Raw genomic sequence first — 15,167 nt, 5'->3', positions numbered from 1 at the left:
ATTACGATTCGCAACACCTGTCCGCTCGGGTGGAACGACCCAGAGGCAGAGGTTTGATTGAACAGGGAGGCTACTGACCGTGCCAACCGACCGTTACTCATATGCTCCGTTGGAGTCGAAGGTGGAGGATTCTGAGTTATTTTCCTCCGACTGTTCACCGCACCTGTGCATTCATCGTCGCTCCGCACGAGTCATACACGTACAGCCCACGCTCCACACGATTGGCGCTTCCCTTTCCGGTCACAACATGAACACGTCTTTGACGTGTCCCGCTCGCTCTTTCGGTCAGCGACAATACCATGTCCTTCGGCCTGGTACTCTAACAGCGTCGTGAAACGGTCGAACTCCCACCCACCCGTGGAGTTTCTTGCTCCCCCGCTTGCCTCTCCGAGAGTCACAGGTCTCGTCGCGTTGGCGTGGATTGTACCGACCCGGTGACCGACTCAGCGAGCTCTTCGAGAACTCGTTGACTTGGCTGAGAGTGGAGATCACTGCATCGGTCGTGTTCGTTAAGTTCGGATTTGAGTTCACTGTCGTCAGGGATTTTTCCATCCTCGTCCCACTGATCCTGCGTGTAGCATCTGGCGACGTTCCACAGTTTCGACGCCGACGCGGATAACCCGCAGTCATCGAGGTCATCACTCACTTGAGAGTGATTATCGACTGTCGCTCGATAGGTGTGGGTCGTCTCCAACATCGAACTATATGCATAATTAATTGCAAAATATTGTGGATCAAATCTAACGACCGGGCGTGGAATATCCAGCAGTGCCATCGAAGGTGGTTAGCAGAGGAATTGTCGGCTGTATCATCCTAAGGGGCGAGGTCAGGGTTTAGCCTTGTCTCTTTCATAATCACCAACCGTTAAGTGACCACAACAACCTCTTGCACTCGATGAATAACGACCCCGATGAGGGGATGTTGTCGTGGGATGAGTCCATCTTCAGAGATGAACATGTCTTTGAGATCGATTATATGCCAGAGACGTTTGACCATCGTGAGACACAGCTTGAGAACCTCAAATATGCGCTTCGACCGGCAGTTCGTGGGTCACGACCACTAAATACTGTTGTCCGTGGTCCACCAGGAACAGGTAAGACAACTGCTGTGCAGAAGCTTTTTGCTGAACTCGGGGCGCAGATGGGAGTTCAGACCGTCCGTATCAACTGCCAAGTCGACTCAACACGATATGGTGTTTTTTCACGTATCTTTGAGCACATATTCGAGTATGAACCACCATCATCGGGTCTGTCATTCAAGAAATTATTCAGCCAGATTACAGACCGACTGGCAGACTTAGATGATATTCTTGTTGTTGCGCTTGATGATGTTAATTATCTATTTTATGAAAATGAGGCATCTGATGTTTTGTACTCATTACTGAGAGCACATGAGACACATATCGGTGCGCGGATTGGTGTTGTGATTATTTCCTCAGATCTTACGCTTGAAGTTATTGAGGAGCTTGATGATCGGGTTCAAAGTGTCTTCCGACCTGAAGAGGTGTTTTTTCCAGTATATGATATCACCGAAATTTCTGATATTCTCCAATCCCGGACCCGAGATGGATTTTATGATGAAGTAGTTGATTCATCAGAGCTTGATCGGGTTGCAGAGCTAACTGCCGAGACTGGCGACCTTCGAGTTGGGATTGATCTTCTTCGACGCGCAGGTCTCAATGCTGAGATGCGCGGAAGTCGAAGTGTCACGAATGAGGATATCGAAACAGCATATGAAAAATCGAGACATGTTCATCTTTCCCGACGACTTCGAGAACTCTCTGAAACAGAGCGAGAACTGATTGAGGTTGTCGTTGAGCACGATGGTGACCGTGCTGGAACTGTGTATGAAGCATTTCACGAACAGACCGGACTTGGATATACACGTTACTCTGAAGTCGTTAATAAACTCGACCGCTTAGGCGTAATTGAAGCAAGCTACACCGATATTGATGGTCGTGGGCGGACACGGTCGATCTCAATTGCGTATGATCTCGATGCAGTCGCTGAACGTCTGTGAGTACTGTACATGCCTACTATTCTAGTATAAGCTGCATTTGGCTATCATCATATATCTGAGTTGATATTATACATGATCAGCATAGTATATATTTTGCTGTAAACTCAAGATGACAGTGCAGTTGATATGACAATAACAGTCACTGCACAAACACGTTTGTATTTACGTTAATCTAATCAAATCAATATCAAGATGAAAACAACAGGTGGCTCAGACGAGCAAAAACAACGAGCTGGTGAGAAAGCAGTTGAATATGTGAACGATGGCGATATTGTTGGTCTAGGGACTGGAAGTACGGCTGCAACAGCAATTGATGCCCTTGGAGATGCGGTTACAGCAGGGTATGACATCCGTGGTGTACCCACATCTCTTGCAACACGCGATCGTGCAATTGAGCAAGGAATTCCACTCACTCAGATTGAAGCCGTTGATCAAATCGATATTGCAATTGACGGTGCTGATCAAGTCGATAATGAATCAACTCTAATTAAAGGTGGAGGCGCTGCACACGCCCGCGAAAAGGTTATTGATGCAATCGCCGATCAGTTCATTGTTGTTGCTGATACCTCAAAACTGGTTGAAACGGTTTCAGAGCCCATCCCGGTGTCTGTTCTTCCGATGGCACAGACACCAGTGAAACGCCATCTTGAATCACTTGGAGCAACACCAACACTTCGATCAGCAGACAGGAAGGACGGACCAGTGATCACTGATAATGGAAATCTTGTATTTGATTGCGCATTTGGATCAATTGAAGACGCTGAATCAGTTTCACAATCCCTTGCTGGAATTCCCGGTGTTGTAGCACACGGGCTGTTTGTTGACCTTGCAGACATTGTCTGTGTCGGGACTGAAGATGGGGTTGACATATATCCTAAGGAATAAACTTGTAAGATCAAAAATAGCGTAGCCTGTACTGTATAATATAATTTAGCAAAAATACGATTATTGCGTCTCGTCGTGAGGCATATTCCGGGCACAGCCCGGTTCATGCTAGTTTACAACGGTTCGGTGCGCTCTATTGAATTTTGAGCGAGCTACAGGTCGCGAGGCTGAACGGTTTTTCGGTCGTTCTGCTCGGCACGACGGGCTGCATCCTCCAGTAGTTCAGTCACTTCACCATCGAGTGCATCGTAGAAGTCAGAAGCGACATTCTTGTCTTCGAGCGCTTCTTTGACGGCCGCTTTAACGATTAAGTCTGCCATACGCTACTGCTTACACTGGCCCTATATAAAATATTTTCCAAAATCCCCCGCTCTCCGGTTATGACTGTCGTATACGACCGTTTGATTCAAATTGTTTATATACGGTCTATACCACGGACCACTCTTTACTACCGAGTTGATCATGAAAGAACTATCATCAACTGCTTACTCACCACTATGATCGCTCATTACTTGAGGCGGAGACTAAAGCTCTCTGTCGCAATCAAGAGCGCTATCTAAACTATCGTGACTTAATCATATATCAACTCGCTCGTATACTAACGATCGGTGATCGACTGGGGCGCTGTTTCTAGATTGAGCTACATCTGATCGTATAGCAGAAGCCGTCTGATACTATTACAATGGTATACACCAAATCTAGTATATCTTCTCGCGTTTTGGCGCTTTCTTTTTCAATAACTAGGGATGCATACTGTTTATTTAAATTCAGGCGTATGACCCCTTCCTCAAGGAGCGACCGAAGTGAGCGAGTAGGGAGGGGAGGGGATACGCCCGAAAACACACACGGTAAGTAACCTAATGGTACGCAGTATAACGTGGATGCAAATCGTGCGGTGAATATGGCTCGAAAGAGCATAGGTAAGCCCAATTCAGAACTATTCAGCTTTGCGGAGGGTGTCGAGTCGAGGAGAGCGGGCTGTGGACACCACGCCCCACAACAAAGAAACCTCTCTGAGCGTGCATCTGCATCTGCATCTGGGCAGACATTGACGGAAACGTCGGTTTCGTTGGAAGCCCTGTCGGTAAGGAACGCCCGGCGACGAGCCGTGTGAGTGAATAGGTCGGGGGAATTCACTATCGATGCAGTGTTTCTTTTATTATCACAGTTGATACTAGATTCAATCAAAAACAGATGCCATGACGACTGCACAAGCAATGGACAGCTCTCGTAGTAAATCGATTCTGACGCTAGATAAATATACTAATATTTTATTCAGTAAAATGTGAATTACTCTCATAATATAAGCAGTATCATGGACAAAAATGGTACTCTCACGTGCGCGCGCGAACCCATTTATATAAGTCGTTCATAATATATATACCGGCGATAATGATTTGCCGGATGTACACATATGACAAGCTGTGACCATTGCGGATCGCACGTTTCCGACCGCTTCGAACGCGTATTTGCCGATGAGAATGGGCGACTGCTTGCCTGCCCTAATTGTTCAGCGAATGCAGGAATCGCAGAAGCGGCTCGACAGCGAACCCGTTCTGTATGAGCATCAAAAGAATCCTCAAACGCATAGTATCGACATATAACGAGTTTAAAACACCTGATTCGTCTATTTTTATTTAATTACGCCATCTATCTGCTATATATACCTCTCATGTGATACTTATTTTTCAACCGGAAGCGATAGGTATGCCTCGGGCACGTGTGCACACAATGAGTGATGAGTACTCAATTCTACTTACAAATGATGACGGTATCGACGCACCAGGACTCGCAACACTCCGGACTGAATTAACGGCACTCGGTAATGTGACGGTTGTTGCTCCGGAAAGTAATCAAAGTGGTGTCGGACGAACACGAAATCCTACTGCTGTTGTTCGTGATCATCCATGGGGATGTGCATTAACTGGGACACCTGCAGACTGTGTTGCATACGGGCTTCGTGGTCTCGAAAATGATATTGATATAGTCGTTGCCGGAGTGAATAACGGTCCGAACGCCGGTAATTACGTTGTTGGACGATCTGGGACAGTCGGTGCTGGAATTGAAGCCGCATTCCTTGGGACGCCTGCGCTTGCTATCTCGGCGTATCATTCAACAGATTTCTTTATTTCACCACCAGAAGAGTATGATTTTGCTCGCCCAGCACGGATTGCCCGTCGATTAGTTGATCGAGCTCTCAATGCAAGTGTGTTTGAAGATGTTGACCTATTAAATGTCAACGCACCAGTCGATTCAGCAGATCCACCTGTAATGCTAACTGATCCATATCATGATTATGAACAGGAAGTTGAACAAGCCTCAGCCGATGAGATTTCCGATGATGTCAAACTTGGATCAAATGAACATTTGGTCCAACTTCGCGATCGAACATGGCCAGGGGCTGTTGGATGGGAAAGTCCATTCCCACCAACAGATGAACATCGACGGCGGTATCCGGTCGGGACCGACAGACGGGCTCTGGTTGATGCAGCAGTGAGTGTTTCTCCATTATCCGTCACGCATGGATCCCCAGATAGTGCAGCTCTTGCAACTGTTGTTGAAACCGTTGATGCTACATAATTTACCTGAGGCGTGTTGATAAACGTAGAATCATGATATTGATATTAGTACTCCACCGATATTTGATATCTACACAATTGGTTAATTTATGATGTCATTTGACGGCGAAACATATGAGTAGTGATCATTACGTATATATAATTGAATGTAGTGACAATACTCTGTATACAGGTTATACAACAGATGTTGAGCGTCGAGTTACAGAGCATGACGCCGGTGAAGGTGCAAAATATACTAGAGGGCGAACACCGGTTCAACTCGTCTATGTTGAGTGTTTTGACGCTCGATCAGCCGCTCTCTCACGTGAATATGAGATCAAATCATACACCCGCAATAAAAAACAACAACTGATTGATAATAACCCAGACGTCGATCTTTGAAGTCAAGATCGTGTTTGCATATCGGCGCCCACTACCACTCATTTTACTATGATATCTGTTTTCAATCCGCTCTATATCATCTGACAAAATCGATATTAAGTAGATAAAAACCACTTTACTCTGTATGTCCATCCGCCAAAAGATGACATATTGACCTCTTCTGCTACCTGAAGACGAAAGTATCTATTTGTCGCTCTATAGGTATAAAAAGCGGACTGCCGCACTTTTTTATCATTACTGACTGAGAAGTACACATGGAACATATCTCATTTGGGACCGACGGATGGCGCGCCACACTTGACACATTTACTGATGATCGCGTTCGCATCGTCGGACAGGCTGTTGCAGATTATCTCCATGCTGAGGGATTTACTGCCCCGGTTGCTGTTGGGTATGATGCCCGAGAAACATCTGAGGGATTTGCTGAATCGCTTTCTGAGGTACTTGCGGGTAATGGATTTGACGTCATCCTTCCAGAACGTGACCGCCCAACACCGCTTATCGCGACAGCTGTCGTTGACCGTGAACTCGCTGGTGCATTGATGATAACAGCGTCACACAACCCCGCAGAGTACAATGGTGTGAAATTTATTCCCTCCGATGGCGCTCCTGCCCTCCCCTCGGTGACCGATGCAGTTGCCAGTCAACTCACTGAGCCTGACCTGCGTCATATGAGCAACTGGGGGACAATCAAGCGGGTTGATCTTCAAACGCCGCATGCTGAACAGGCACACAGTCTTGTTGATACAGACCTCAGTGACGTAACTATTGCATACGATGCGATGCATGGGTCTGGTCGTGATGTGACAGATGCCCTTCTTCGCGAGGCAGGTGCAACGGTTCACACTGTCCGTGTCAATCGTGATCCGACATTTGGCGGGAGCTCACCAGAGCCAAGCACCGAACATCTTGAACCACTCATCAATTCGGTTGCAAAGCATGATGCGGATATTGGCATTGCGAATGATGGTGATGCAGATCGTGTTGGATTTGTCACCCCAGATCGAGGACATCTTGATGAAAACCTGTTTTATGCAGCGCTATATGACTATCTTCTTGAATTTGACTCTGGACCGGCAGTGAGAACCGTCTCAACGACATTCTTAATCGACCGCATTGCTGAAGCACATGACGAATCAGTCGTTGAGACCGAGGTCGGCTTCAAATGGGTTGCTGACGCGATGAGAGAACATGATGCACTCGTCGGTGGTGAGGAGTCTGGCGGGTTTTCGATTCGAGGGCACGTGCGTGAAAAAGATGGTGTATTGATGGGGCTACTCGGTGCTGCTATGACGGCTACTGAGCCGATTGATGACCGTGTGGATCGATTACTTAATATCCATGGTAATATTGTCGCCGATAAAATTAGCGTTGATTGCCCTGATGATAAAAAGACACTCGTTATTGACAATCTTGCAGATGACCTACCAGAAACAATCGAGGGTCGCGATATTGCTGATGTGGTCTCCGTAGATGGATTTAAACTTCTCTTAGAGGATGGGTCTTGGATCCTTATTCGTCCATCCGGGACTGAGCCGAAAATGCGTGTGTATGCTGAGGCATCGAGTCAGGAACACGTTGCCATGCTTCTTCAGGCTGGTCGTGGTCTGGTTGAGCCGCTTATCTGAGCGTTCCTCGGTAATATATCGATATATCAGATGATACTGAGTCAGCTGTACACGTCGATGCCGATTCCAGAATATTTGCTGTAGATTCGGTATTATCTGATTCATCATCGATATGTCTGTTATTCGTATCTGCAGGAACCGGCGCGATATCGAATCCAAGCGTTTCGTAGAATGGACACACTGATTGATGGAACTGAGCAACAATTGGACCGGGTGCTGTTGCTAGAGCAGCCATAACAAGTCGTGACCCAATTCCATTTGCCTGTTGAGAGTGCGTGACAGCGATGTGTGTAATCTCGGTTGGACAGTGTTGTGCTACTAGAGGGTATGAACCGGTATTCGATGAAATATAATCATACTCACCAGTAGGGACGGTCAGACATGCCCCAACAACCCGATCTTGATTAGTGTCGTGAGCGACCAATGCAGACCCAGGAGAGGACTCTGTAAGCCGATTATGAACTGTCTCTATTGTGATCTGGAGCACCGCCTCATCAAATAATCTCATTAACGCGTCTGTGCTATCCTTGCGCTGTATTCCTGATCGAATCTGAACTGAATCACCCATCGTTAATCACTACAAGATTTCATATACGAAAATTAGGATATAAACTAATATATTGGTAACTAAGAGGCGTTATCTATGATTTATTCATTTAAACATTTCAGTAGTGGTTGTTTCATCTCTCCTCTTAGTCACCCGATTTGAGCGAACATACGGTTCCAAACATAACGCGGACTGTTTATCTCTCCGGGTCTCACTATCACGTATATGAGTGAGGCTGACGCATCCGATGCCGCCCCAACTGGTCGTGAGATTTGGATCGAAAAGTACCGGCCAGCGACGCTTGAAAATATCTACGGACAACAAGATATTGTTGATCGTCTTCAATCATATATTGATCGCGATGACCTCCCGCATCTTCTCTTTGCAGGTCCAGCAGGTGTTGGTAAATGCGTCACTGGTTCAACACCAGTACTCACCAATAAGGGGCTTAGAAAAATTGAGGAAATCGTTGGTGATGTTGATGGTTTTGCACCAGCGCCACAAGATCTTAAAGTATGTTCATTGACTGATGATGGTTGCTTTGAATATCGATATCCATCACACGTATTCGGAAAGCATGCTAATGAGCTACAGCGGATTGAAACAGATGATGGTGCAGCACTGACGGTCACTCCAGAGCATAAACTGCTTACTCGCATTCCTGAGGATAACAGCCAGAGATGGGTCCCAGCCGCTGACATCACAGCCGGTATGGAAATCCTCCGAGCAAGAAATCTTCCACTCCCAGCTGAACTACCAACATCAGCTAGTCCTTCTGATAACACATTAGCAAGTCCGCATATTGAGGACGAATCTGGCTATCATGACAGTCTTATGTGTGATATCGCTGTTCGAACCACGACTCTTGAAACACTGATTGCGGAGTATGGTGAACGAGAGTTGGATGGAAGCCTGCGATTCAAACTCGTAGGTACCCACACGCCCGCTATATCGACCGTGTCGTATCTTCTTGCGACAGTCGGAATCGCAAGTCGTCATACCTCTACCATACTGGATTCTCAAAAGCAGGTTCACTCTGTCAGTATCAACGCATCTGAGACAGCACGTCTTGATGAGATGCTCGAAACTGACTGGGATGCGGTCACGACCGAGCGGGCAGCATCAGTAACAACTCGGGATCAATCGCATCTCGCGTATGGCGATATACAAACACAAGAGTATCTCACATACACTGACGGGGGAACTACACACCCATCAACACAGTACTCACCGCTACATGCTGATACTGTCACGGTCAGTGAATCGGTTGATACTGAGCAACGTGTCTATGACCTCACCGTTCCCGGCGTTCGAAACTATGTTGGAGGACATATTCCGACAGTGATGCATAATACGACTGCTGCAACGGCAATCGCACACGCTGTCTATGGTGACGATTGGCGGAATAACCTTCTTGAACTGAATGCGTCTGATGAGCGAGGAATTGACGTTGTCCGTGATCGAATCAAAAACTTCGCACGGTCATCCTTCGGTGGTTATGATCATCGGATCATCTTTCTTGATGAGGCAGATTCACTCACCGATGACGCGCAATCAGCACTCCGCCGGACAATGGAACAGTTTGCTGATAACACCCGATTTATTCTTTCATGTAATTATTCTTCAAAAATTATTGATCCAATTCAATCACGATGTGCTGTGTTCCGATTTTCTCCACTTTCAGAGGCAGCTGTTCGTGGGCAGATCAACGATGTTGCAGCAGCTGAGAATATCGAGCTGACGACAGATGGATTGGATGCGCTCGTATATGCTGCTGGCGGCGATATGCGACGAGCAATTAATTCCTTACAGGCAGCGGCTACAACCGGTGAGACTGTTGATGAGGAAACGGTGTATACGATAACGTCGACTGCGCGTCCAGAGGATATTGAAACAATGGTCACTGCAGCGATTGAGGGTGACTTTGCAACAGCCCGTTCACAGCTACAGACCCTTCTGGTCGATACCGGTATGGCTGGTGGCGATATCATCGACCAGCTTCATCGAACAGCGTGGAATCTTGATCTTGATGAGCAGACAACTGTCCGATTACTCGAACGCGTCGGCGAAGCGGATTATCGAATCACTGTTGGTTCAAACGAACAAGTCCAACTCGAAGCACTCCTCGCCTCACTTGCTGACACTGAGTAACTGAGAGCCACTCATTGGCAAACATCGATTTGGATGATTACCAAGCGAACTCGAACGGTGCGGAGTTATCGTTTGAACTATAGCCAGATCAGCGATCCGTGATTAATCATTCTGCAATCGTAATTTCTGATACATCGATTGTAAATAATTCAATCATCTCTGTGGTCATACATCTTGAACCATACTTTCCGTATCCGAACTATTTTATCTAATCGCAGGGCATTCATCGATAATGAGTGAACTCGAATCGGAGTATCGTCTCGAATATTTCGAGACTGAAGGGTTCCATCGGAAGCAGTGTCCGGTGACAGATGTGCATTTTTGGACCCGTGATCCCGACCGCGAGACTTGTGGTGAACCGCCGGCAGATGATTATTCCTTTATTGATAATCCTGGCTTTGACGAAGAATACTCGCTGTCGGAGATGCGTGAAAAATTCCTTTCATTCTTTGGATCACGTGAGCACGACCGTATCGAACCATACCCTGTCGCTGCAAACCGATGGCGTGATGATGTCTTGCTTACACAGGCGTCTATCTATGATTTTCAACCGCTTGTAACAAGCGGACAGACGCCACCGCCGGCAAATCCACTTTGTATCAGTCAACCATGCATTCGAATGCAAGATATCGATAATGTCGGTAAAACTGGTCGTCACACGATGGCTTTTGAGATGATGGCACATCACGCGTTTAACACCCGCGAGGATGCGAGTGATGAATATGCATATAATGATGAAGTGTACTGGAAAGATGAGACTGTTCGTCTGTGTGATGCCTTCTTTGAGCACATGGGTGCAGACTTAACCGAAATCACATATATTGAAGATCCATGGGTCGGTGGCGGGAACGCCGGTCCTGCATTTGAAGTGTTATATCGTGGTGCTGAACTTGCGACACTTGTATTCATGTCGATGGAACAGGATGACTCGGGCGAGTATGAAATGAAAGATGGAAATCGATACTCCCCGATGGATACATACGTTGTCGATACTGGGTATGGACTTGAGCGATGGACCTGGGTGTCACAGGGAACGCCAACTGTCTATGAGGCAGTATATCCTGATACTATTGAATTTCTAAAAAATGATGCTGGTGTGACGCACACAACAGCTGAAAAAGAACTTATCCAGCGGGCAGCAATGTTATCTGGGTATCTTGATATTGATGAAATCGACAATCTTGCATCCGCTCGAGCGGATGTGGCTGATGAACTTGATGTAGATCCATCGGTTCTCACTAACTTACTTGAACCGCTTGAGTCTATTTATGCGATTGCTGATCACTCCCGAACGCTTGCATACATGTTTGGCGATGAAATTGTCCCGTCAAATGTCGGAACAGGATATCTTGCACGGATGGTGCTTCGACGAACCAAGCGATTGATTGATGATATCGGGATCGATGCTCCACTCGATGAACTCGTTGACATGCAGGCCGAGCGACTTGGATATGAAAACCGGGATACAATACGCGATATCGTTCGCACTGAAGACCGAAAGTATCGTGAGACGCTCAACAGAGGGCGCAGGCGAGTCGAGACGCTCGCAGATGAGTATGCTGACCGTGATTCATCAATTCCAGTAGATGAACTTATTGAGCTATATGACTCACACGGGATCCAACCAGACATGGTCACAGAAATTGCGAGTGACCGTGGGGCAACTGTTGAGGTTCCTGATGATTTCTACTCACTCGTTGCTGACCGTCATACGGGTGAGGATATCGCAGAAACAACTAACAAACGTCGTGACCGACTTGCGGACTTTCCAGAAACTGAGCGTCTTTACTATGACGACCAGACAGGAACCGAATTTGAGGCTGTTGTGCTTGATGTCTTTGAGCAAGACACCGGGTATGACATTATTCTTGATCAGACGATGTTCTATCCAGAGGGTGGCGGTCAACCAGCAGATCATGGAACGTTGACGACTGAGAAAAAGACAATTGAAATCACAGATGTTCAATCACGAGATGGCGTTATCCTGCACCGGGCAGATGAAAATCCTGGAAAAGGCGATTTTATTCGTGGGCAACTTGCGATTAAACGACGACGTCGTCTCATGCAACATCATACGGCGACACACATTATCGGGTATGCAGCTCGAGAGGTGCTTGGTGATCATGTTCGACAAGCGGGCGCACAAAAAAGGATTGACAGTGCACGATTTGACGTGACGCACTATGAGCGAATCGATCGGACGGAAGCCAAAGCAATTGAATCGGTCGCGAATGAACTGATTCGACAGAATATCTCGGTCAGACAACACTGGCCAGACCGACATGAGGCTGAAAGCGAACATGGATTTGACCTATATCAGGGCGGCATTCCGCCGGGACAGAATATTCGGACGATCACAGTCGGTGATGATGTCCAAGCATGTGGTGGGACACATGTTACACGCACCGGTGATATTGGCACAATTAAACTCCTTACGACAGAGCCAGTTCAAGATGGCGTTGAACGAATTGTATTTGCCGCTGGAGATGCAGCAATTGATGCTGTACAAACGACCGAGGACACACTCTTTGATACCGCAGAAATCTTCGATGTGACTCCAGAGGACGTTCCTGAAACAGCAGATCGGTTCTTCAGTGAATGGAAACAGCGTGGCAAAACCATTGATGAACTCAAATCTGAGCTCGCTGAGGCTCGCGCTAAGGGGGTCACAGCAGACTCTGTCACTATCGATGGTATCGATGCGGTCATCAAAACTGTAAATGGTGATGCGGATGAACTCCGAAAGACAGCCAATGCTATCGTTGATGAGGATGCTGTTGCTGTCCTTGGGTCAGATACTGACGGCAGTGCACAGTTTGTTGTTGGTGTTCCAGAGGATGTCGCGATCAATGCGGGTGACGTTGTCGGACAGTTAGCGCGTAAGGTTGGCGGTGGTGGTGGTGGGCCACCAGATTTCGCACAAGGTGGCGGACCAGATGCGGCGTCACTTGAGGTCGTCTTAAACGATGCTACATCAGTATTACGCGACGTGCATGAGACGTAACTCGAATAATTGTCCGAACCTTCCGGAGACAAGCAGGTTAGTTATGTTTTTGTGGCATGTAGTCTCCGTTCTCTTTGTGTGAGTAAACACAGTATGCATCATTGGTGAACATGTCATACCATGCAAATCTGATTGACCAGACGGTATCACAGACAGATAGACACTCCCAGAAATAATACTAATACAGTACATGGCTTATGCCTCGAATGACGGCGTTCAATTGTATTATGAGATAGATGGTGATGATAATGCTGATACTGAGGGGACAACTGTTTTTATTGGTGATCTTGGATATGGTGCTTGGCAATGGGGATGGCAGTATCCTGCCGTGGCTGGAGAGTATACAGCAATTGTCCCAGAACTTCGCGGGACTGGACGGTCGGATTCGCCAGCGGGACCATACAGCGTTTCTACATTCATTGATGATTTGATGATTGTTCTTGCTGATGCTGAGGTTACCTCAGTGCATCTTGTCGGCGCAGGTCTTGGTGGGATGATCGGACTCGCGATTGCGCGACAGCATGCACGCGTCACATCGCTGACTGTGATTGGAACGGCACCTGCTGCGACAATGCGCAAGCAAAACGCAGATGCCGATCTTGAAACACTGTGGGCTCCACCAACGGATCGAGAATCACTCACCGAATCGGTTGAAGCAGCGGTCTCATCATCATTCTCTCACCGACATCCGGATGTCATTGATCGAATTGTTGAATGGCGTGTTGATGAGGATGCATCTCGACCAGCATGGGAGTCTCAAGTTGCTGCTATCCATGAGTTCGATCTTACTGACTGTCTGTATGAAATCACTGTCCCGACGCTCGTTATCCATGGCATGGCTGATACCGTCTGGCCACCTACGGCGGCAAAGCAACTTGCAATGGAACTGCCACGGGGTGAATGGGCACCAATCGAGGATGCCGGTCACCTTGTCCATGCTGAGGCATCGAGAGTTGTCAATGATACTCTTATTGGATTTTTAACTGATCACTGATCACCAATCATAACCGAATAATATCCAATACTGATACAAAGATCCATAAGTTAGATACCAACTCCATAGCCACTACAAGATTATATAGATTTCAACACACTACCGTAGATACCGATTCCGATTTCAATTATATGGATAACTCAAACAGTATGTTACTCTATTGCATAAGAGACTTTTAGACGCATATATTGTATGGTAGCGATGGCCATGGGGAACGACCGCCCTCGAGTTGCGTTGTTAAACGCATCACACAATGACGAAGAAACACGCCGTAACTTTCGACGTGAACTTGATGCTACCCTTGTTGAATATAATGTCACAGAAAACGAACGCCCAACAGAATTCGATTTCGATGGAATCGTCATCACCGGTTCGCGTTCATCAGTTTATTGGGACCGCGATTGGATTCAACCACTAATTCGCTACACTGCTGCTGCCGATGACCGCGATATACCAATTCTTGGTGTTTGTTATGGACATCAGGTTCTTGCTGTAGCGCTTGGTGGGCATGTTGAATCAATGGATGAATATGAACTCGGATATCGTAAGGTTACACAGACACAATCAGATGCGTTGTTTGAGGATATTCCAAACACATTCACCGTCTTTACAAGCCACTCAGATAGAGTCACTGAGCTGCCCTCAGATGCAACCACACTCGCTGAGAATGATTACGGTATTCATGCGTTTCGTCGTGAGAACGCATGGGGCGTTCAGTTTCATCCGGAGTATGACCGCGAGACAGCACGCTCAATTACGACAAACAAAGATCTCTCGACGGATCAGATTGAGTCCGTTCTTGATGGAATCACCACCGAAAACTACGCAGCGGCTTGTAAAGTGAAACAACTATTTGAGAACTTCACCGCATATATTCGGACAGTGCAGTCCGACTACTACTCTGAGATGAGTACGGAAGGCGAAGTTGAACTCGAAGCAGAATAGTGTCAGTATGATGTAAACAAGACGAAAACACTAC

The 15,167-nt window shown here is 47.0% G+C and carries 12 protein-coding genes and 1 pseudogene; 10 read left to right on the top strand and 3 right to left on the bottom strand.

Annotated features, from left to right (window positions below; all coding sequences use genetic code 11):
- Nucleotides 1–14: 14 nt before the first annotated feature.
- Nucleotides 15–697: pseudogene (locus J07HQW2_RS09790) on the bottom strand (zinc ribbon domain-containing protein); the annotation flags it as partial.
- A 197-nt stretch (nucleotides 698–894) separates the two neighbouring features.
- Between J07HQW2_RS09790 and J07HQW2_RS09785 the strand changes: the two are divergent.
- Both J07HQW2_RS09785 and rpiA read left to right on the top strand, forming a co-directional pair.
- Nucleotides 895–2,019 carry an ORC1-type DNA replication protein gene (locus J07HQW2_RS09785; RefSeq protein ID WP_021055325.1) on the top strand — a complete coding sequence of 375 codons (1,125 nt, stop codon included), beginning with the start codon at nucleotides 895–897 and terminating at the stop codon, nucleotides 2,017–2,019.
- A gap of 192 nt (nucleotides 2,020–2,211) precedes the next feature.
- Nucleotides 2,212–2,904, top strand: coding sequence for a ribose-5-phosphate isomerase RpiA (rpiA, locus tag J07HQW2_RS09780; protein ID WP_021055324.1), 693 nt, complete (start codon nucleotides 2,212–2,214; stop codon nucleotides 2,902–2,904).
- A 152-nt stretch (nucleotides 2,905–3,056) separates the two neighbouring features.
- Here the strand turns inward: rpiA and J07HQW2_RS09775 are convergent, their stop codons facing one another.
- Nucleotides 3,057–3,224 carry a hypothetical protein gene (locus J07HQW2_RS09775; protein ID WP_021055323.1) on the bottom strand — a complete coding sequence of 56 codons (168 nt, stop codon included), beginning with the start codon at nucleotides 3,222–3,224 and terminating at the stop codon, nucleotides 3,057–3,059.
- Between the two features lie 1,094 nt (nucleotides 3,225–4,318).
- Between J07HQW2_RS09775 and J07HQW2_RS18420 the strand changes: the two genes are divergently transcribed.
- The 4 genes from J07HQW2_RS18420 (at nucleotide 4,319) to J07HQW2_RS09760 (ending at nucleotide 7,492) form a co-directional block, all read left to right on the top strand.
- Entirely contained in the window at nucleotides 4,319–4,468 is a 150-nt protein-coding gene (locus J07HQW2_RS18420; RefSeq protein ID WP_303704062.1) for a DUF7563 family protein, read from the top strand.
- Between the two features lie 167 nt (nucleotides 4,469–4,635).
- Nucleotides 4,636–5,484 carry a 5'/3'-nucleotidase SurE gene (surE, locus tag J07HQW2_RS09770; protein WP_048075611.1) on the top strand — a complete coding sequence of 283 codons (849 nt, stop codon included), beginning with the start codon at nucleotides 4,636–4,638 and terminating at the stop codon, nucleotides 5,482–5,484.
- A 113-nt stretch (nucleotides 5,485–5,597) separates the two neighbouring features.
- Nucleotides 5,598–5,864: a GIY-YIG nuclease family protein gene (locus J07HQW2_RS09765; RefSeq protein WP_021055320.1), complete on the top strand. Its 267-nt coding sequence runs from the start codon at nucleotides 5,598–5,600 to the stop codon at nucleotides 5,862–5,864.
- 254 nt (nucleotides 5,865–6,118) lie between these two features.
- Complete coding sequence (locus J07HQW2_RS09760; RefSeq protein ID WP_021055319.1) at nucleotides 6,119–7,492, top strand: phosphoglucomutase/phosphomannomutase family protein; 1,374 nt, start codon at nucleotides 6,119–6,121, stop codon at nucleotides 7,490–7,492.
- Here the strand turns inward: J07HQW2_RS09760 and J07HQW2_RS09755 are convergent.
- A complete protein-coding gene (locus J07HQW2_RS09755; protein WP_021055318.1) occupies nucleotides 7,485–8,060 on the bottom strand; it encodes a GNAT family N-acetyltransferase in 576 nt (191 codons plus the stop codon). The two genes, J07HQW2_RS09760 and J07HQW2_RS09755, sit on opposite strands and share 8 nt — an antisense overlap.
- Before the next feature lie 204 nt (nucleotides 8,061–8,264).
- Between J07HQW2_RS09755 and J07HQW2_RS19595 the strand changes: the two genes are divergently transcribed.
- The 4 genes from J07HQW2_RS19595 (at nucleotide 8,265) to J07HQW2_RS09735 (ending at nucleotide 15,133) form a co-directional block, all read left to right on the top strand.
- The gene (locus tag J07HQW2_RS19595; protein ID WP_021055317.1) at nucleotides 8,265–10,190 is read left to right on the top strand and encodes a replication factor C small subunit; all 1,926 of its coding nucleotides are present in this window, start codon (nucleotides 8,265–8,267) and stop codon (nucleotides 10,188–10,190) included.
- 232 nt (nucleotides 10,191–10,422) lie between these two features.
- The gene (gene alaS / locus J07HQW2_RS09745) at nucleotides 10,423–13,194 is read left to right on the top strand and encodes an alanine--tRNA ligase (RefSeq protein ID WP_021055316.1); all 2,772 of its coding nucleotides are present in this window, start codon (nucleotides 10,423–10,425) and stop codon (nucleotides 13,192–13,194) included.
- 190 nt (nucleotides 13,195–13,384) lie between these two features.
- Nucleotides 13,385–14,188 carry an alpha/beta fold hydrolase gene (locus tag J07HQW2_RS09740; RefSeq protein WP_021055315.1) on the top strand — a complete coding sequence of 268 codons (804 nt, stop codon included), beginning with the start codon at nucleotides 13,385–13,387 and terminating at the stop codon, nucleotides 14,186–14,188.
- Nucleotides 14,189–14,389: 201 nt separating this feature from the next.
- Nucleotides 14,390–15,133 carry a type 1 glutamine amidotransferase gene (locus J07HQW2_RS09735; RefSeq protein WP_048075236.1) on the top strand — a complete coding sequence of 248 codons (744 nt, stop codon included), beginning with the start codon at nucleotides 14,390–14,392 and terminating at the stop codon, nucleotides 15,131–15,133.
- Nucleotides 15,134–15,167 lie beyond the last annotated feature (34 nt).

The organism is Haloquadratum walsbyi J07HQW2 (genome assembly GCF_000415985.1).
Lineage (GTDB): Archaea > Halobacteriota > Halobacteria > Halobacteriales > Haloferacaceae > Haloquadratum > Haloquadratum walsbyi_B.
The sequence above is the reverse complement of the archived record's forward strand: the minus strand, read 5'-3'. Positions and strand labels throughout refer to the sequence as shown.

Bases quoted from the DNA above. Each gene is read 5' to 3' on its own strand.
- J07HQW2_RS09785 (WP_021055325.1), top strand. From the start codon at position 895: ATGAATAACGACCCCGATGAGGGGATGTTGTCGTGGGATGAGTCCATC.
- rpiA (WP_021055324.1), top strand. From the start codon at position 2,212: ATGAAAACAACAGGTGGCTCAGACGAGCAAAAACAACGAGCTGGTGAG.
- J07HQW2_RS09775 (WP_021055323.1), bottom strand. From the start codon at position 3,224: ATGGCAGACTTAATCGTTAAAGCGGCCGTCAAAGAAGCGCTCGAAGAC.
- J07HQW2_RS18420 (WP_303704062.1), top strand. From the start codon at position 4,319: ATGACAAGCTGTGACCATTGCGGATCGCACGTTTCCGACCGCTTCGAA.
- surE (WP_048075611.1), top strand. From the start codon at position 4,636: ATGAGTGATGAGTACTCAATTCTACTTACAAATGATGACGGTATCGAC.
- J07HQW2_RS09765 (WP_021055320.1), top strand. From the start codon at position 5,598: ATGAGTAGTGATCATTACGTATATATAATTGAATGTAGTGACAATACT.
- J07HQW2_RS09760 (WP_021055319.1), top strand. From the start codon at position 6,119: ATGGAACATATCTCATTTGGGACCGACGGATGGCGCGCCACACTTGAC.
- J07HQW2_RS09755 (WP_021055318.1), bottom strand. From the start codon at position 8,060: ATGGGTGATTCAGTTCAGATTCGATCAGGAATACAGCGCAAGGATAGC.
- J07HQW2_RS19595 (WP_021055317.1), top strand. From the start codon at position 8,265: ATGAGTGAGGCTGACGCATCCGATGCCGCCCCAACTGGTCGTGAGATT.
- alaS (WP_021055316.1), top strand. From the start codon at position 10,423: ATGAGTGAACTCGAATCGGAGTATCGTCTCGAATATTTCGAGACTGAA.
- J07HQW2_RS09740 (WP_021055315.1), top strand. From the start codon at position 13,385: ATGGCTTATGCCTCGAATGACGGCGTTCAATTGTATTATGAGATAGAT.
- J07HQW2_RS09735 (WP_048075236.1), top strand. From the start codon at position 14,390: ATGGCCATGGGGAACGACCGCCCTCGAGTTGCGTTGTTAAACGCATCA.